The sequence below is a fragment of the Bacteroides ihuae genome, assembly GCF_900104585.1.
In the GTDB taxonomy this organism is placed as follows: domain Bacteria; phylum Bacteroidota; class Bacteroidia; order Bacteroidales; family Bacteroidaceae; genus Bacteroides; species Bacteroides ihuae.
Genome location: NZ_FNVX01000005.1, coordinates 569,780 through 589,046, shown reverse-complemented (window position 1 = coordinate 589,046; position 19,267 = coordinate 569,780). Strand labels below are relative to the sequence as shown.

Below are 19,267 nucleotides of genomic sequence, written 5' to 3'. Positions count from 1 at the left end.
TACTACTGTGCATTCTTAAAGGTCTTCTTTCCTGCAAATACAGAGTTGCCTGCGAGCTGATGTTCTATGCGAAGGAACTGATTAAACTTTTCGATACGTTCGCCTCGACATCCGCTACCTGTTTTAATATGACCGGCATTCAAACCAACTGTTAAGTCGGAGATAAACGTATCGATGGTTTCACCACTGCGATGTGAAATAAAACAGTTGTAACCGTTATTCCGTGCCAGTTCCATCGTTTCCAACGTTTCCGTCACCGTTCCGATTTGGTTCAGTTTGATGAGTATGGAATTGGCTACACCTTTATTTATACCTTCTTGCAGTATCTTTTTATTTGTGCAAAATACATCATCACCAACGAGTTCTACCTTACCGCCTAATTCTTTAGTAAGTGCCTGCCATCCTGCCCAGTCGTTTTCTGCCAATCCGTCTTCGAGCAAGACAATCGGATATTGCTTTACCCAACTTTCCCACAACGTTATCATTTCATCACTGGATAAAAGTTTCCCTGTGCTTTTAAACATTTTATATTTACCATTATCCCACAATTCACTGGTTGCAGGATCAAGGCAAATACTTACGTCCGTACCGGGTTTATATCCTGCTTTGCTGATGGCTTCAAGAATGACTTCGACCGCTTCCTCATTTGATTTCAAATCAGGAGCAAAACCTCCTTCATCGCCTACTCCCGTACTGTAACCTTTGCCATTAAGCACAGATTTCAATGAATGAAACACTTCTTCTCCCATACGTATAGCTTCTTTAAAAGAAGGAGCATTGTGCGGAGCAATCATAAATTCCTGAAAATCGACGTTGTTATCTGCATGTTTCCCACCATTAATGACATTCATACAGGGAACAGGTAGTACATAGGCATTGCTTCCACCAAGATATTGGAACAATGGTAATTTCATACTCAAAGATTTTGCTCGAGCATAAGCCATTGAGACAGCCAGAATTGCATTTGCCCCGAGTTTTGACTTATTTGGTGTACCATCCAAATCTAGCATCAGATAGTCAAGTTCTCGTTGACTTACGAAACTTTTGCCAACAATTTCTTTTGCAATAAGAGTATTTACATTCTCTACAGCTTTAAGAACCCCTTTTCCTCCATAACGTTTTTTATCACCATCGCGAAGTTCGGTTGCTTCCCGCTCGCCTGTTGATGCACCACTGGGAACCATCGCACGGGCTTCTGTTCCATCTTCCAATGTTAAATCGGCTTCTATTGTCGGATTTCCTCTTGAATCGAGAATCTCGATTGCTTCTACTTTTGTAATCTTCATAATTCAGTTATTTTAATTAAACACATATATACAAACAAACATAGCCCATGTATCTACTACATGAGCGTCTCTTTTTCATTCTGTTTTCGGAAATTATACCGCTAACCGAGAAGTCTATAAATACAAAATTCCTACCCATCATAATCTTTATTGATTAATTAAGTAGGAACTATCAGCTATTTATATTAGCGGTTTATTTATAGGGAAGTTCCATTCCCTCTGTGATATAGCAATAACAACTTGAAGGTAGAAAAAGTTTTTGCATCTTTAAAAACCCAAAGATATCGATTATCAACCAAAGTTAGAGAACAACAATTTATCGACCAGACGAAGTGTCACCGAAGACAGGTAGCAAAAGAGTTTATAATGAAGAAACAAAAGCATTAAATTTCTAGTTTGCCAGTAATGCATTTTCCACCTTTTCGGCATACGCCTCTATTTCTTGCAACCTGACTATTTTCTTATTCGCATCTGCCCGTTGCAATAAGGAGATAGATCTTTCAAACGTATTATGCAAACTCGAATCTTGAGGTTCTGATAGCAAAAAATCCACACGGCTATTATGAGCACTCAAGTAGCGGCCCATCCACCCTAAGTAACCGCAATATTGAGCAGTTTTTCGCTGTATAGATTGTTCATCCAATAAGTCAAGACTTAATGGCTTGATCAAATTCAGTGTTCCGTTTTGCCAAGATAGATCGAACTTAAGCTCAAAATCTTCTGCCCTAACTATTTGGGGAGAATTGATGCGTTCAAATAGTTCTTTCTTATTATTGGAAATGAAGCATGTCTTAAATTTCTTAATAACAAAGTTATCGTCATGCCTAATTAGCTTCGACTCAGCAGATTGTGTCAGAGGTAATAAAAGAGATGTATAATTTGCTAAAACTTGCTGAATGTTACTCCATACATTTACTGCACTATATATCGAGGTGAATTGCAAAGCAGAATCGTCATATTTAAGTATATAGGAGTTTATAAAACCTTCAAAATCATTCTGCAACAATTTGTCGGCCATAAGATCTGTTGAATACTTTTCCACATTACTTTCAATAACTCTTAGCAAAGCATTAAAGTAACGAGAATCAAAGTCAGGATATATGGCTTTTACTCTTTCGGGAGTAGAAAAATGGAAATGCAGTTTTTCAATTTCATCAGGAAAATAAAAGAGCACACCAACATTCACGGCTTCTTTTAACAAGGCAGAGTGCTTATACTGCAAAATACTATATAAGAGTTGTCTGTTCATTGAATGGATGTTCTTAATATTTCGACAAATATACTAGGTTTTTCTTTAATCGCTTGCCAATAGCTGATAATTAAGTCTTTTTGTGTATCAAATCCAAGTCCCTCTAATTGAGAGAAATAAGAGTCAATATGCTGCAAATTCAAATGATAAAGATTTTCTATAAACTCATCAAAAAGATGTTCTTTATCACGATACTTAGTGAGAAATTTATGAAAGACATGATATTCAAATCCATCATTCTGAATGCGTTCTCTAAGATTGTCACAAAAAGGCTTTATGTTTAACGCCATTTCGTGATCAATAACATAGGCATCACTGCCTTTAATCAACAAATTGGGCTTATTAAAGGTTCTATCTCCATTGCATATAAAATAATCATACGCATATAATGTTGCAGGATTAATCAGCTCTTTAACGTATTCTCTATCAAGAGTGTTGGTATAAATGAAACTTCCTTCTATATATTCGGAACCGAATTTAGGACGTTCGTCTATTTGCTGAAGTACATTCTCACATTCAGAGTTTAGTTGCATACGAAACTCCGGAGTAAAGTCTATAATGGCAGCTGGCGGAGCATTCAAATCAAATTCAGCAGCCAGAACATTACCTAACACCTCAGCTGTCATTTTATTGCGAGCTTCAATATCAATGGTTTTATATAATTTCACAACATAGGGTTTGGCCATTCCTTCAAGATCAACAAGTACAATCCAAGGCTTTGAATGCCCTCCTCTTTCCAAAATCTCTTGAAATCCAATAGCCTTATATTCTGGTAAACTCATAAGAAGTATTCACTATTAATGTTCTTTTTTACATGATAAAGAGTGACAAAGGTATAAAATAAATATAACATGCAAATTACATTCAACAAATAAAGCGTACTAAAAGACATCACAAAGTAAGTAATACGCATAAAGACAAGGGTCAATGCTTTTTTTCTTTCGCTTGTAATTCTTTGAATTCATAGGTTTCTCAGCATTCGAATGTAAACATTGCACACCTACCGCTACAGGCCTTCTGAGAGGGGTTTGCTGAACTAACTAGTTAACCGCGGTGAATTAACTAGTTCACCGTGCTTAATTAACTAGTTCACCACGGTGAAGTTATATGATCTATAAAATCAGGTCTAATTGTAAAAATATTGCGGGATGATATTTCTAATGAACACATTTCATTCAACTGATGATGCAAAAGGGGTACCCATTTGGCACCCCTTCCTTATGCTATAAAAAAAAGAAACTTATTGCTTAGAATGAATAGCTCAGATTAACGGCAAAATTTCTCGGATCAATCTGATTGATATAACCTCCACGATAGTAAGAGCTATAACCGATTTCATCAAATATATTATTAAAGAATACACGGGTAGTGAGATGTTTGAAAGTGTAGGCAACCTGAGCATTAATGGTGGTATAAGCCGGCATATCAAACGGTTTCACATTAGGAGTGGTATTGTGCACCGCTACCTTAATAGTGTAGTCATTTACCGGACGCTTGCCTACATAGTAAGCTCCTGCTCCTAAAGAAAGTCCTTTCAGGAAGCCTCTCTCTACTGAGTAGTGAAGCCAGGCATTAGCAGTATTCTTGGTTGTATTAATCGGTGCTGAACCTTCCTTAAATGCGGGACTGTTTTTATAGCGCGGGTTAACATAAGCATAACCGAGCATTACTTGCAAATTCGATAAGATACGTCCATTTAGCTCTACTTCTAACCCGTCTCTAATCAAATCTCCGGCATTGTCATAATAAAGCACATTATTACCCAATTCATCGTATATACCATAGGAAGTATTCGAGTTTTTGATATAGAAATAGGTAAAGTTGAAACGAAGTCTATTATCTAACCAATCTGATTTGACGCCAAACTCCCACTGTTTAGAGTTTGATGAACCAATGGCTGTGCCATCTTCTTTCTTCTGGGCAGCAGAACGCAAACTGGTTGTTGTAGTATAAGAGCCAAAGAGGTTGACGTTCTTTACCGGAGTCACCATTAATCCGAACATGGGATTCCATGAATCACCGGTGGTAGTACCCGTAGAAGTATCATTCTCACTGCTACTATAACTATAACGTAAACCGAGTACAGCTTTGAGGTAGCGATTAAAGGTCATGACCTCTTGTGCCATCAAGCCATAGTTTGATTCAGTGGAATAAACGGGTGTGCCTATTTTGAGAGATTTCACACTCGTAGGCAAGGTACTCGTAAAGTTCTGCGTCACATCAATGGTATCTACTTTTGCAGATGTATAGCTGGTAGTAGTAAGATCAGTCGTTTTGTAGTCAAACCCTACTTGAAAAGTATGACGGATAGGACCAGTATAGAGATCTTTACCAATAAGGTCAAGTTGTAGTGTAGAATTACGATCAGCCCTCAATGAACGAGCAAGAGTACGGGCACGCTTTTTATAGTTGTCCTTTTCAACTGTGGAAAGGCTTGCACCTGTATTGTCCAAACTATAGTCCGATTTGAAATAAGCACCTCTTAGATAGATATTGTCCGTTAGAAAACGAGTGACACGGGCAGCATAAGTCGTCGTTTTAGTATGAGCATTATCAGTACTAAATCCTAAGAATCTGTCATAAGGTAGTTTATAAAGAGCCTCCACGCTGTCGGCGGCCAGATTCACAGTACCTCTGTCCGGCGTTTTGTTTTGGTTAAAATAATCTAACTCTAGCGTAACAATCGTTTTATCGTCGGGATGCCATTCTAACGAAGGGTTAATATATATCTGGTTGCTGTTGATATACTTGCGATAACTGTCCGCCCGCTCAAAGGCTCCATTCAAACGAAAAGCAACATTACGTTTCTTGTTTAGTACAGTCTGTACGTCAAGTGTAGGGCGTACTTGTCCCCAGCTACCGGTACGGAAAGCAACCTCACCACTATTGACGAATTTAGGTGTTTTGGTTACTACATTGATCACTCCTCCGGGGCTACCCAAACCGTTGCCAATGCCTTGTGTGATGGCAGCAGAACCTTTGATGATCTGTACCGACTCAACGCCTTGCATGTCAGAAGTAAGAGAAGCGGTGCGAAAATCGGAATCTATACCAACTCCATTCTTCAGGATAGGAACACCGCGGTAACCACGAATAGACATACTTTCACGAATGCCACCGTAAGAGCCAAATAAGCTCACACCCGGCACATTACGGGCAACATCGGTTACGCTCAGAGCACCTTGTTCAGAAATCACTTTATCAGAAACAACAGAGATACTTTGTATCTGCTCGCTCGGCCTAAGAGGCATACGAGTGATAGCATCAAGCTTAGCAGGTTGTTTGTAACGTTCTCCAAACACTTCGATTTCAGAGAGAATATTAGATATACTCAATCGAAAATCGGCTTTCTGAGGTTGTCCCTGAATCATATCTATCTGTCGGGTAATAGTCTGAAAACCAATGTAGCTGACAGTAACATGAATGGTACCTTTAGGTAGATTGTTTAATGTATATGCACCATTATCGTCCGTCACGGTATAAATTTTGTGACCTTGCACAACAATGCTGGCAGAAACTAGAGGTTCTCCGTTTTCATCGCTTACGATTCCTTTTATTTGTGCGAAGACCTGCATCACACAAAGGAGCATGAAACTCAATAAGATGATTTTTTTATTCATAAGTTATTATTTATTTCACAGGCAAAGGTCCGCTTTTACAGTCTTTGTGTCAATCGCATATAATAGTTAAACTGCGAGATAAAATACCCTGTTACAGGTATTCCCTGTGAAATAAATAGTGCCTATGAGGTAGGCAATCGAAAGAGGCTGAGTCATAACGACCCAGCCTCTTCTTATAAATGATCTTTGATTCTAGACTACTTCACTACAAGCTTCAAACTCTTTAAATCTTTATCTAGAGAACTACTGCCATAGAGTACTTTATATTCCCCCGGAAGGCAGCGCATGGTATTGGATGCTGTATCAAACCATTGAAGATCGTCCGCCGAAAGTTCTATTTTCACTTGTTGACTTTCTCCAGCTTTAAGAAATACGCGTTTAAATCCACGCAAAGTTTTTATTGGGGCGTCTATATCCGACGGGCGACTGAGGTACACTTGCACCACTTCATCTCCGTCTCTCTTACCTGTATTCCTTACAGGAATGGTTAGAACAGCCTTCTCTCCTGCCTTTACAGTTGTTTTGGCAAGCTCAGCATTTCCATAAGCAAAAGTGGTATAGCTTAGGCCGTAACCGAACGGAAAGAGTGCTTCGCCTTTAAAGAAGCGATAGGTACGACCTTTCATGTCGTAATTCTCAAAATCGGGAAGCTGCGCTGTATTCTTATAGAAAGTGACAGGTAATCGTCCGGCAGGATTATAATCTCCGAAGATGACATCGGCCAGAGCTGTTCCGGCTGCCTGTCCCGGATACCACGCCTGAAGAATGGCATCGCAAATCTTACTTTCCGGCTCCAAACCAACAGCCGAACCGGAACAGTTCACAAAGATGATCTTCTTGCCTGCTTCTTTCAGTTTCTTAAGCAAGTTACGTTGTATCGCTGGTAATTCAATGCTCGTACGATCTCCACCCTTGAAGCCGTCTATTTTAACAGACATTTCCTCTCCTTCAAGCTTAGGCGAAATTCCTCCGGCAAAAATGACTACGTCGACATCTTTAACGGCAGTTACTACCTTATCAAAGTCAAGATCTACCTCTTTGCCAATATTGAAGGCCAACACTCCTTCATAATTTACGCTATACTCCAAACGAATATCGTATGATTTGCCAGCTTCGGCTTTGAGGGTATAGACATTGGTAGGAAGACCAATACTCTTTCCTCCATTTTGCTTCACCCCGTCAACATACAAGCTATATCCACCGACAAGATTGAGGTAGAAGCATATATCGCCCGATTCTACAGGAGTGAAAATTGAATGATAACGGGCTGAAAAATTAGTCAAAGGAACACCACTTGCAAATACAGTTCCACCTGCTGCATTAAAATAAAAAGGGGTATTTATCCAGCCTTTAGCAACAGGTTCACCGTCAAATGTGTTATTACCAAAATAGATGGCTTCAAATCCTTGCTGACCATTCAATGCGCATTGATCGAACATGCTAAGGAGTGTTTTGCTTTCTGTATGACCACATCCCAATTCGTAGATAAGCTGTGAAGCAGGAATCTTGCTTTGTATTCCTTCTAAAAAAGTGGTTGTATGGAAAGGAAAGCCGTTATAATTTGCCCACATGGTTACAGAATCCGTTGCATTTGGTCCCATGACTGCCACTTTAATATCTTTGGAGAGTGGCAGAATATTGTTCTTGTTCTGAAGTAACGTCATGCTTTCACGAGCCATATCCAGAGCTAACTGTTGATGTTCGGGACTGCCGATTACATCATCTTTCAACTTCATCCATGGCACGATGGATGGATCGTCCATCTCACCGAGTTCAAAGCGAGCTTTGAGCAAGCGAATAACCGATTCATTGATCTTGTCTTCCTTGATTAGTCCTTGCTTTACTGCATCGGGTAGGCTACCATAAAAAGGGCCACACTCCACATCAGTACCACTCATCACTGCTTTGGCGGAAGCATGAGCAGCGTCGGGTTCTGTACCATGCCCTTTGGGAATCGGATTAAAGAAATCGGCAATAGCCCAACAGTCGCTTACTACCATGTCTTTAAATCCCCATTCATCTCGCAAAATCTGCATCAACAATCGGTTGGAACCACAGCAGGGATCACCTTCGTAACGGTTATAAGCACACATCACTTCTTTTACTTTGGCTTTCTGAACAAGGTCTTTGAAAGCAGGCAGATAGGTTTCCCACAAATCACGTGGCGAAATATTTTCAGCATTATAGGTATGTCTGTTCCATTCTGGGCCACTATGTACAGCAAAGTGCTTGGCACAGGCATGTAGCTTGTTGTATTTGGCATTGGGATCTCCCTGCAAGCCATGAACTACGGCTTGCCCCATCTGACTAGTAAGGTAGGGATCTTCTCCATAGGTTTCTTGCCCTCTACCCCAACGTGGGTCACGGAAAATATTGATATTAGGTGTCCAGACGGTAAGTCCCTGATAGCGTCCATGCTGTCCGGTGCTGCTGAACTGACGGTATTTGACGCGAGCCTCATCACTTACCGCATCGAACACTTTATAAAGAAGAGCATTATCAAACGATGCTGCCATACCAATGGCTTGAGGAAAAACGGTGGCATTTCCCGCACGGGCAATACCATGAAGTGCTTCGCTCCACCAATCGTATGCCTTGATGCCCAGATGAGGAATGGCCACGGAAGTGTTTTGCATTAGCCCGACTTTCTCTTCCAGCGTAAGGCGTGGAAGAAGATCTTTAGCACGCTGTTCGGGTGTCAGTTGAGGATTCTTATAAGCATCCTGCGCCATTGCCGCCACTGGTAATAGGCAGAGGGTAAAAGCCAAATGCCGTAGTTTGATTAAGTTTGTGATTTTCATACTATTATGTGTTTATTTTATAACAAGGGTAATTCTTCTATCCAATCATAGTATCAAGTTATTGTACTATTTACGATTACAAATATAGATTTTTATGTCAGATGAATGAACAAAAAAATGTTGAAATTACTTAATTAGCAAGCAAATAATTCATCATCTCCATGATCTTTTCTTTATCAATAGTATCATAAAATACGATAAGACAAAACATTTAGTTTGCCTAAAAAGACAAAAAAAACAGCCCGATACACTGATTATAGGCAATCACCGTACCGGGCTATGTTCAACAAACAAGTTTTGCTAAGATTTAGTATTTTACAATAACTTCCTCTTTTGTGTCAATCCATAAACGATAAGAATTTTTAGTCACTTCTTCAATCTTACCTACTGAAACTTTCGGTTTTCGGGTAGTTGTGAAGTAGAGATAGCCACTGCCCTCGCCTGCCACTACTTTGATGAAACGCTTATTCATAAAGATATGTATCTTTCCCTTAGGAGTAGGGACATCACCTTCCATCCATTTCAATCCGCCAAGTACAGGCTTGATAGCAAACTCTTTATAACCCTCTTTGACCGGAGTTACGCCCAGATAATATTTCCCTAACAAATAGATAGGGCTTGCTCCCCAAGCGTGGCAAAGGCTTTTCCCGTAAGGCCGGCCATACATAGCCAAATGCTGAGTGCCTTTATCTTCAGGGTTATATTTTTCCCAGAAAGAAGTTGCTCCTTCACGAAGCATACCACCCCAGTAAGCTTTCATTTCTTTCATAACAGCATTCTGCTCGCCAAGTGCACAAAGGGCTTCGAGCTCATAGAAACGCATGTAGGGAGTTGTTATCTTCATGATGCTATCGTTCAACAACACAGAATGTTTGATCTCCTGTTTCTGATCGTCTTTCAGATAGTTGAAGAAAACAGAGAACATGTTAGAGTAACGGGTAACAGCTTCGCTCTGTTTACCATTCATGCAACCGTGTACCATGGCTTTCTTCGATTCATTCCAGAAAGTAGGTTCGAGTTTAGCACGCAATGCCGATGCCAAACCGTTGTATTTGGTTTGCCCCTCTTTATCATCCACCAATTTAGCACAGAGTGCCATTGTCTCAAGACTCTTGCAGAAAAGTACCTGTTCGAAGGAAAGCTCACCTTTCTTCTCAAGATAACCATCTGCCCAGTCAATAAAGATCCAATCACCAGTCAGACCTTCTACCATCCCATTTTTATTGGTACGTCCAAGCACATACTCCATCATTGTCTGCATTCTTGGATAAAGTTGGCTCACGAAGGCTTTATCCCCTGTGTACATATAATAGTCGTACACACTCAGGAACCAGTAGAACGAATAGTCCATGATGGTATTGGTATGGCTTGTTACCGGATCTTTGCCGCGAAGTAGCCAGATGGTGCGTTTTACGGATTCGCTATCGAAAAACAAGTAATAGTTCATTAGGTAACTTTGCAGAGCATCTCCACTCCACACCCAGCGGTCGCGCTTGATTCCATCAATGAAGAACTCACGGGTAGTGAGGTGCATCGTATAAGCACCAACATCCCATATTTTATTTATCTCTTCATCGTTACAACGGAAACTACCGCGATATTCTTCGGGCATATACTCATAGAGCATACTTACATCGCTGAACTGAACACCCTTTTCTGTAGTGACATAAACGTAGCGGAAAGCTTTATTATTATCGAGTGTATACTCGCCATTTAGCAAAGGAGTAGAAACGCCGGTTGCCAGATTAATGACAGATGTTCCTTTTATCTGCAATTTATCGAGAGTCTCACAATGCTCTGTATCCTGTGCCTCTTCGGGGCTTTCTCCGTAGTAGATATTCACAATTCCATCACCTGTCAATCCTTTAATAATAATGTATCCGAAGGTTTCTTTTCCGAAATCGATTAGTTCGCCACTTGCAAGTTCTTTTTTGCTGACTGCAGATTGTTTCTCTACAGCCAAACGGAATTGTGAAGGAAGTTCTTGAGGAGTATTGAAGTTCCAGCAGCCTGCAGCCATATAAACAGTAGCAGAAGTATCACTGGCTTTACCACTTTCGTCAATCCACTCTTTATCTTCGAAAGTTACTTTCCATGAAGCATCGGTATTGACGCTCTTACCCTTAACAAAGATAGCCGGAGGAGTAGCTTGATTATGTACCTTGATATTGAGACTATGTTTCCCTGCCGACAAGAGTAGCTTCTTAGGAGCGCCAAACTGTAATTTACCGTCTAGCTTCACGTTATATTTTCCTTCAACAGCAATTTCTATCTCTTCGGGCTGTAACAGATCAATCTGTTTGCTGAATTCCACCAAAACATAGTGGCTAGCCATCTTCCAAAAGGGTGGAAAAAAGGTTCCGCGTTCTGTACGACGGTTATTCATCTTGTTTCCCAACCATAACTCGTAATCACCGGGATACCAAATCCATGTTTGTGCCAACAGGGGTGCAGCAAAAGCTAAAGTCAAAAGGGAAATTATTAATTTCTTTTTCATAAGAGTTAAGAATAAATTTATCGATAACGATTCCGAATAAACAAATGGCTCAAAGTAAACTTACTTCTTCTTCAAATATATAAACTCAGGTTCAAGTCCCGCACGATTTTTGATAGAATCATTCACCATCGGACCGTTATTCTCCCACTCGTTACCGGGGCCATTGGCATTCTTGAGGAACTTCTCCCCTTCTGTCCAGTTATTCTTCACTGCAATAAAGGAAGAACCTTCATCGGTGTAAAGGTAGAACCAATGGTTAGGATCGTGAGCGTATCCAGGTTTATAAATGCTATGCACACAATTCTCGGTAACAAACGACTTCGGTTGTGAGCCCAGTGTATAGATACCAGCTACATCGTACATGTGTTTGGCATAATGGTAAATAAGGTTGGCATGTATCCGATTATTGCGCATACAGTTTACGGTTTGTGTCCATCCCCATCCTAGGCTAATGCCACTGTAAGGAACTTCACATATCTCATTATGCTCTATGTTTATATCGCTTACATAGCCTGCGCAGATAGCCAGACAACCCCAGTCTTCGTTGGCAACATCTGTAAAGTAATTGTTGGCAATGGTCAGGTGACTGCATACTTCTCTGCGGTCGGCAGGATCATAAGGCAAGTGTGTCTCAAGCGATACAGGAGAAAAACTGCCGGCTAGCAAACCATTGCCCGCAATATCACGGAAGAGGCATCCCTCTACTTTGCCACCTTGTGCACCATAAACATAATCGAGTCCGGTAGAACCAAGTTGTTCGAAGTTACATCCATTGAAGTCAATATGATTGCCTCCTATTATCTGAACGGCTCCTGCAGGGCGCCCCAACCATCCTTGATTATCTAGCTCATGATTATTGTAATTGCGAACGATCTTCGGATTTATCTGATAGCCATCTGTCAGATACATACCTGCCTGCAAAGGTACATGCCCTTTAAGAGATGGACGCATCCAAGTAGTGTGACGGAAAGCTACGTTCTTAAAAATAATATATTGTACCGGACGATCGAGTGTACCTTCTACTTGAACCAGCGTTTCAATAGCAGGAACAACGGCCTCAGCAGAAGTCATTACTTCACCTTTACGTGGGTAATAATAAAGCTTATTGGTACGAATATCGTGATACCATTCTCCTGGCTGATCAAGAAGTTCAATTGCATTAGTCAAGTAGAAAGCCGAATTATGCCCGTCAGTTGTGACCATTGGACGTGGCCAGGGGTGTTCAAATTGTATACGGCTTTCCGGATTATGAAATCGTACAGCAGCAGAATCACCATGTACCTCTATTGACTGAATGCGTAGATTGGCTACACACCACATTTCATGAAGCACCATTTCTGCAAATGGAGCTTTACGTATTTTAGCTATCGCTTTGGTGGGAACCCAAAGTATCTGCTTTACAGGATCGTTATTGATGACACGAGCCATTTGTTCAAAGTCGGCCACATCACGAGCACGAACAGCTTTACTGCCGTTTACCCACAGTTGACGGAAGTCCAACGGATACCCATTGAAGTTTGGAACATCCGCAACCCATAAGTTACCTTTGCTCTTCTTCCAACCAGATATACGCACGCCACCACTCAACACAGCCTGTTGGCCTTCTACAGAGCGAATAAGAGTAGGTGAATCGGCTGTCCCACTATCTTCCGGACGAATAAAAATCGGTTCGTATAGCGAATAGTTACCACCTTGCATGTAGATGGTAACGCCACCTTTTATGCTTTTTGACTGCAAGCGACGGAGTTCACGTGCTTGACGCAACGCTGCCGTAAGTGTTTGTTTTGGTGCTTCTTTGGTTCCGACAGCAAGATCACTTCCATTAGGAGATACCCATATATCTGTAGCAGAAACTCTTGCTGACAGAATCAGCAAGAGTAACATATATATTGATTTATTCATTCTCTTCATTCGTTATTATCTACCCAGTGGCATCCAAACGGTCATTTCTGTTTTGCCTCTGTTTCCCCATGCATAATAAGGGATCAAACTAATTCTAACCGGCTTGTTACTTTGAACGACTTCACGATAAAGAGTACCTTTCCATGACACTTCAGGCAACAACTGAGCTATTCCTTCCAAAGCAACCATCGGACTTCCGGCTATTGCTATCTTCTTAGGAGTGAACTTAATATCAGCAGGAATTACTACGTTGTCAATCTTATGTCCACCTTCGATATCGATGCCTTCAAGGCAGTAAACCAATGGACCCCGTTTAACGACGGTTTGGTTACGAGTCTCCTCGACCAAAGGATTGGATTCTATCAGTTTCACAGGCATATCCATTACAAACTCCACCTGATCACCTTTCTTCCATACACGGTTCACTTCAGCGTAAGTATCCGCTTTAAGCAGATTATTAACGACCTCCCCGTTGACCTTTAACGTGGCGTTTTCGCACCATTCCGGAATACGAAGGAAAATTGAGAAAGCTTTCTTTTTAGGTGCCTGATTAACAGCTAGTTGAACGACTCCATCCCAAGGATAATCAGATACCTGAGTGATTTTCACTTTATCACCACTCGTTAAAGTAGTGACCAATTCGCTACCTCCATAGAGGTTGCACCAGATTCCTTTGTCACTTACAGTATAAGCATAATTCTGCGCTTCGCAAACGGTGCGCACGGTATTAGGAGGACAACAGAAACAGCTGATGTATTCTGTTCTTTCCTTCGGCCAGCGAAGTGTGTAGGGCAAATCATCACTGATGCGCAAAGGGTTGGTATAGAAAAAGCGTTTACCGTCTAAACTAACGCCACTCAACACACTATTATAAAGACAAGTCTCTACAATGTCTACATATTTGGCTTCGCCTGAAGTCTGGAACATACGCCAGTTAAACAATAGATTACCGATATTGGCGCAGGTTTCGTTGTGTGCCGTGCTGTTTGGCAATTGAAAAGGACGACCATAACTCTGGTGTACTTTCTGTATACTATCAGGCACATAACAGGTTCCATCAGGTGAAGTTCCGTCATACAACGCTCCACAAGCTCCCGTAATGTACATTTTACGGGTTACAATATCTTTCCAGATACTTTCCAGATTTTCCTTCAGCATCTTATCTCCTGTCTCAGCATACACATCAGCAACACCTGCATAAAGGTAGTTGGCACGAACAGCATGTCCCATAGCCGTCTTCTGCTGACTGAATGGCACCCGATCCTGGTTATCATCCGTTCCATTCTCCACCATGCCACGAATCTTAATAAGATTCTCTGCTAATTCCAGATAACGAGGATTCCCTGTTGCCCGATACATCTCAACCACACCCATGTAGTGAGAGGGGCAAATAGCATTACGGGCCAACTCAGCCGAAGCCGTTTCGTAAAAGTGCCAAAGGAAATCAGTTGCTTTTACAGCTACATCGAACAATGTTTTCTTACCGGTTGCACGATAATGAGTGATACCAGCCATCATCAGGTGGCCAAGGTTATACGTTTCAAAGTTCAGACGATTAGCAAATGCACCTTTCTCATCTGCTGCTCCTACTTTTGTTCCGATAACAGTCTCTTTCTCTATTTTATGAGAGTCCACACCTTTATTTTTCTCTTCTATAATGACGGGAGTATGAATATATCCATCTTCACGTTGAGCCAAAACAATGTCTTTAATCATTTTATCCATCAACGCATCAAGCTTCGGATCTTTATTTACCGCATAAACAGCTGCAACGGCCTCTAACCATTTATAGAAATCGCCATCATGAAAAGGAGGTCCCCAATGCTCGCCCTGACAAACACCGGCTGCAATTTCAAAGTTGCGGAATCCGTGAGATATTTCGGGAGCATTCCATGTTTTCCACATGTTAAGAAGCATCGTATCCTGACAAACGGCAAACCGATCTCCCCAGAAACCATTTGTCCAACGAGCAGCTCCGAGCTCCGTATTATGCATTTTGGCAAAGCGACTATGACTCATATCTGTCAGCCCTTTATCTTGAGCACAAACAGTAGTGGCAACCATAACAATTGCCGATAGATATATTAATTTCATTCTTTTCATCTTCTTACTAATATTGATCAAAGTTTTTTAGGATCAATACACTGATACTTAATACGCTGACGACGCCAAGTATAAATAGCATGAATTCTACCATCTTTCCCTTGTATAATAGCAGGGTAAGAGTACTGACTAATCGGACTATCTTCGAGTATCAACTTAGATTCCCATTTCACACCATCCTTAGAAATAGCTATATTTAATGGAGTACGTACCCCTTTCGGAGTCCCCGGTAAGGTTCCAAAGTTATTATATATAAGTACGTGACGGCCATCCTTAAGAGTAACCGCATCTGTTCCTGAATTGTTATTCGGGACATCAGACAGAGTAAGTGGTGCCCAGGTTTCTCCATTGTCACGGCTCCATGATGTTGCTAACTTTCCGTTACGAGTGCGACAAAGTATCTGTAGACGTCCATCTTTAAGTTTCAAGATACTTGGTTGAATGGCCTGAACGACCTTACCTGTATTTTTGAAATTTTCTCCTGCCTCGGGGTCTTCTTTTAGACTCACTTTATTCGCATCAGTCGTCAACACCGCTTCTGAAGCAGCTATTGGCCCAACCATACGCCAAGTTTTACCCATATCATCTGATATTTCAAAATGAATCTGCCAACCGCCGCTACCTTCTGTACTAGAAGGACAGATAATTTTACCATTGATTAATTCCGGTTTATTCTTTACCGGACCCAAAAATCCTTCAGGTAATGCCTCACGTTTACTCCATGTTTTTCCTCCATCTTTGGAACGGACTAACCAGCCACTCCAATCGGAAACTTTTAAACCTATCTTATAAAATAAGAGTAGATCACCACCGGGTATTTGAAACAAAACCGGATTCCAACAAGCTTTTCTCTCTGTGGAACTAAACACACCATCAGCTGCAAGCATCGGAGCTGTCCACTTATCACTTGCCTTTTCTTTGCGGCATACCCAAATGCAACAATCAGGATTGCGCTCTTTGGTACCTCCAAAGAAAGAAGCGACTAAATCACCATTGGGCATTTCAGCTATCGTCGATGCATGGCATTCAGGGAAAGAAGCCTCTTCATACAAAAACTCATCCGTAAGTATCGCTTTATCACGCGTTGGAATATTAACACTATAATGATAACTTCCTGAACCGATCTGCTCCTTCTTTCCATTCGGCAAATAAACTTCTGCCGTGGAATTAGCAGGAATAGTAACATCCCATTCCAACTGCATCGGAGTCTTTGTCCATTTACTAACTACCTTACCATAAGGGGTTATATATGAAGCATCTACCTTACTCAACTCTTGCACTCCAAAGTCAGGACGAAGAACGATGTGTTTAAAACCTACTTCTTCACGGCTTGAACGGATACCGGCCAGATTTTCATAACACCATGGAATTAAATCGCCCAACAACATTACGTGATTACCACTATTCATTTCCGGATTAGCAGTATTTCCATTCCATAACTCCCAGATGGTAGTAGCACCTTGCTCAACCATATATCCCCAACTTGGATATTTCTTATTCGAAGCCAATAGATAAGCGATATCTCCGCGCCCTATCTTACTTAGCTCACGCATCAACCACTGCACTCCAATCATTCCGGTACTAATCTGTCCGTTGTTGGTCGTAATAATAGTAGCAATTACATTTTTAGAGACCTCATCAAGGTATTGCGAAGGAACCATCTCAAATGCCAATGGCAGAATATTTGCCGTAACAGTATTGTTACCATAATAAATGCTATCCGGATAAAGTAAATGTCCCGGAACACGTGATGTTCCATTCTTTACAGTCAGAAACTTATTATTGAAAGCCTTTTTAACCTTTACAGCCAAAGCATCAAACTCTGCAGCGTCTTCTTTAAATCCCTGAAGGTTAGCAAAACGAACCATCAAGCTCAACATCTTAAAATAATAAGCAGTAGCAATCAACTGTCCATCTGTCTGACGATTAGGATCTTTACTATGTATCAGTTCTAATGATTCTGGAGGAACACACCAGTCACCATACTTATCTTTTGTTACGATATAATCTTCTGTCATATACTCCTTCTTCATGTGAGAAAGCCAAAGTTTCATAGCAAAATAGTTCTTCACAATCGGTTTCATATTGCCAAACTGGGTATAAATCATATCAGAAGAGAGTAGCAAGACAGAAGGCCAAGTCATATTATCTGAATAGTAATTCCAGTAAGCCGGAGCCACATCAGGAATACACCCATCTTCACGCTGTGCTTCACGGATGTCATCCATCCATTTAGCATAGAGAGGCCCGTTTTCAAAGACGAAACTTTCTCCCAATGAACCAGTAGCACGATCGCCCAACCATGGTTGACGTTCATTGCGTTGAGGACAGTCAACAGGCAATCCTTTATAATTGCCACGAATACCCCAATAAGCATTTTTATAGATTTGATTCAGAATCGAATTGGATGTTTCAAATGAACCAAGAGTCTCCATCTCATCATTTACCACTTCACCTACAAAATCACTCAGTTGGGCATTTGAATAGCCCGAAACTTCTACATAACGAAAGCCATGATAGACAAAGCGAGGTGACCATTGAACACCAGCCTCATCTCCACGAACAATATAAGTATCTGTTACCCGAGCATCACGAAGATTTCGAACATAGAGTTCACCATTCTTTTGCAGCAATTCAGCAAAACGCAAACGAATGGAATCACCGGCATTGCCTTTAATCTTCATACGAATCCAGCCGACCATGTTTTGTCCCATATCAAGGATGTACTTTTTCTCCACTTTCTTTATAGAAATAGGCTTGATTGTTTCCATCACTTTCATGTTGGGAGCCATGGCAGCATGCAAAGTTCCCGTGGGTATGCTTACACGTTGAGCTTTCTCCCATTGTGAATCATCGTAACCGATAAGTGCCCAACCTTTCAGTTCCTTGCGGGCATCATAATCTTCACCGTCATATTCATTATTACTACGAATAGGACCATCAGCAGTCAGCTTCCAGCTAGAATCACTTGCAATCGTTTCCTTACTACCATCCGAGTATTCCACAATCAAATTCAAACGCATCTTTGGATATCCGAAAGTAGATATTTTATACGGCTTATAATTCTGACGCATAGTATAGAAACGACCATTGCCTAGCGTTACTCCGATAGCATTCTCAGCTTTAAGCATAGAAGTGACATCAAAACTATTGTAAAGAACCGTTTTTCTATAGTCTGTAGGAGCAGGAGCCAACACTTGATCGCCCACCTTCTCTCCATTGATTAATAGCTCATACATTCCCAAACCCGCTATATGAACAGTTGCCCGTTTTACTTTCTTGGTAAGCTTAAATTCTTTACGTAGATAACGTGCACTCAGTCTGCTCCACTGTGTTTCACTATCCCATGCGAAAGCTTTATCAGCACCAATCCATTGTCCTTTCCAATTATTTTCAGAAAGAAGTCCCATGCTCCAACGAGCAGGTTCACTCCAGCCGGTTTCTCCACGAGTAGTGTAACTGTTCACTTTCCAATAGCAATACATATTACTCTTTAAGAGCGCTCCATTATAAGGCACCCAAATAGAAGCATCGGAATGAACCTTACCGGAATCCCATAAATCACCTTCACCATTCTTTAGCTTCTCCAAAGAAGATGCAACAAGAATATGGTAAGCTGTTTGCAACACATTACGTTCGGATGAAACAAGTCTCCAACTCAAACGAGGAGTTTCGGCATCAATCCCCATCGGATTAACCATCTGCTCGGTACGTAAATAAGTGATATCTACCTTTGCCCACATAGAGAGTGGAAGAAGTAAGCAGATAATAAAAAGACAAAGTGCTCTATTCTTACTCATAGACAGGAG

General features: G+C 41.1%; 9 protein-coding genes and 1 riboswitch. All 9 genes read right to left on the bottom strand.

The annotated features are described in order from the left end of the window. Positions 1-2 precede the first annotated feature (2 nt). On the bottom strand, positions 3-1,286 hold the full coding sequence (eno, locus tag BQ5338_RS07960) for a phosphopyruvate hydratase (protein ID WP_071146282.1): 1,284 nt from the start codon (positions 1,284-1,286) through the stop codon (positions 3-5). A gap of 156 nt (positions 1,287-1,442) precedes the next feature. Beyond that, positions 1,443-1,513: riboswitch (Fluoride riboswitch) on the bottom strand. Between the two features lie 164 nt (positions 1,514-1,677). Continuing rightward, on the bottom strand, positions 1,678-2,535 hold the full coding sequence (locus BQ5338_RS07955; RefSeq protein ID WP_071146281.1) for a DUF3037 domain-containing protein: 858 nt from the start codon (positions 2,533-2,535) through the stop codon (positions 1,678-1,680). After that, positions 2,532-3,317: a HipA family kinase gene (locus BQ5338_RS07950; protein WP_071146280.1), complete on the bottom strand. Its 786-nt coding sequence runs from the start codon at positions 3,315-3,317 to the stop codon at positions 2,532-2,534. The genes BQ5338_RS07955 and BQ5338_RS07950 overlap by 4 nt, the downstream gene beginning before the upstream one ends. A 465-nt stretch (positions 3,318-3,782) precedes the next feature. Beyond that, complete coding sequence (locus tag BQ5338_RS07945) at positions 3,783-6,110, bottom strand: TonB-dependent siderophore receptor (RefSeq protein WP_394331132.1); 2,328 nt, start codon at positions 6,108-6,110, stop codon at positions 3,783-3,785. A gap of 242 nt (positions 6,111-6,352) precedes the next feature. Continuing rightward, positions 6,353-8,956: a xylan 1,4-beta-xylosidase gene (xyl3A, locus tag BQ5338_RS07940; protein ID WP_071146278.1), complete on the bottom strand. Its 2,604-nt coding sequence runs from the start codon at positions 8,954-8,956 to the stop codon at positions 6,353-6,355. A 307-nt stretch (positions 8,957-9,263) separates the two neighbouring features. Next, positions 9,264-11,453, bottom strand: coding sequence for an alpha-L-rhamnosidase-related protein (locus BQ5338_RS07935; RefSeq protein WP_071146277.1), 2,190 nt, complete (start codon positions 11,451-11,453; stop codon positions 9,264-9,266). Between the two features lie 60 nt (positions 11,454-11,513). After that, positions 11,514-13,355 (bottom strand): right-handed parallel beta-helix repeat-containing protein, encoded by a 1,842-nt coding sequence (locus BQ5338_RS07930; RefSeq protein WP_071146847.1) that lies wholly within the window; start codon positions 13,353-13,355, stop codon positions 11,514-11,516. A 15-nt stretch (positions 13,356-13,370) separates the two neighbouring features. Further along, a complete protein-coding gene (locus BQ5338_RS07925; protein WP_071146276.1) occupies positions 13,371-15,458 on the bottom strand; it encodes an aceric acid hydrolase in 2,088 nt (695 codons plus the stop codon). A gap of 17 nt (positions 15,459-15,475) precedes the next feature. Further along, entirely contained in the window at positions 15,476-19,258 is a 3,783-nt protein-coding gene (locus BQ5338_RS07920; RefSeq protein ID WP_078063431.1) for a family 78 glycoside hydrolase catalytic domain, read from the bottom strand. Positions 19,259-19,267: the final 9 nt, after the last annotated feature.

Bases quoted from the DNA above. Each gene is read 5' to 3' on its own strand.
- BQ5338_RS07920 (WP_078063431.1), bottom strand. From the start codon at position 19,258: ATGAGTAAGAATAGAGCACTTTGTCTTTTTATTATCTGCTTACTTCTT.
- BQ5338_RS07930 (WP_071146847.1), bottom strand. From the start codon at position 13,355: ATGAATAAATCAATATATATGTTACTCTTGCTGATTCTGTCAGCAAGA.
- eno (WP_071146282.1), bottom strand. From the start codon at position 1,286: ATGAAGATTACAAAAGTAGAAGCAATCGAGATTCTCGATTCAAGAGGA.
- BQ5338_RS07935 (WP_071146277.1), bottom strand. From the start codon at position 11,453: ATGAAAAAGAAATTAATAATTTCCCTTTTGACTTTAGCTTTTGCTGCA.
- BQ5338_RS07925 (WP_071146276.1), bottom strand. From the start codon at position 15,458: ATGAAAAGAATGAAATTAATATATCTATCGGCAATTGTTATGGTTGCC.
- BQ5338_RS07945 (WP_394331132.1), bottom strand. From the start codon at position 6,110: ATGCAGGTCTTCGCACAAATAAAAGGAATCGTAAGCGATGAAAACGGA.
- BQ5338_RS07955 (WP_071146281.1), bottom strand. From the start codon at position 2,535: ATGAACAGACAACTCTTATATAGTATTTTGCAGTATAAGCACTCTGCC.
- BQ5338_RS07950 (WP_071146280.1), bottom strand. From the start codon at position 3,317: ATGAGTTTACCAGAATATAAGGCTATTGGATTTCAAGAGATTTTGGAA.
- xyl3A (WP_071146278.1), bottom strand. From the start codon at position 8,956: ATGAAAATCACAAACTTAATCAAACTACGGCATTTGGCTTTTACCCTC.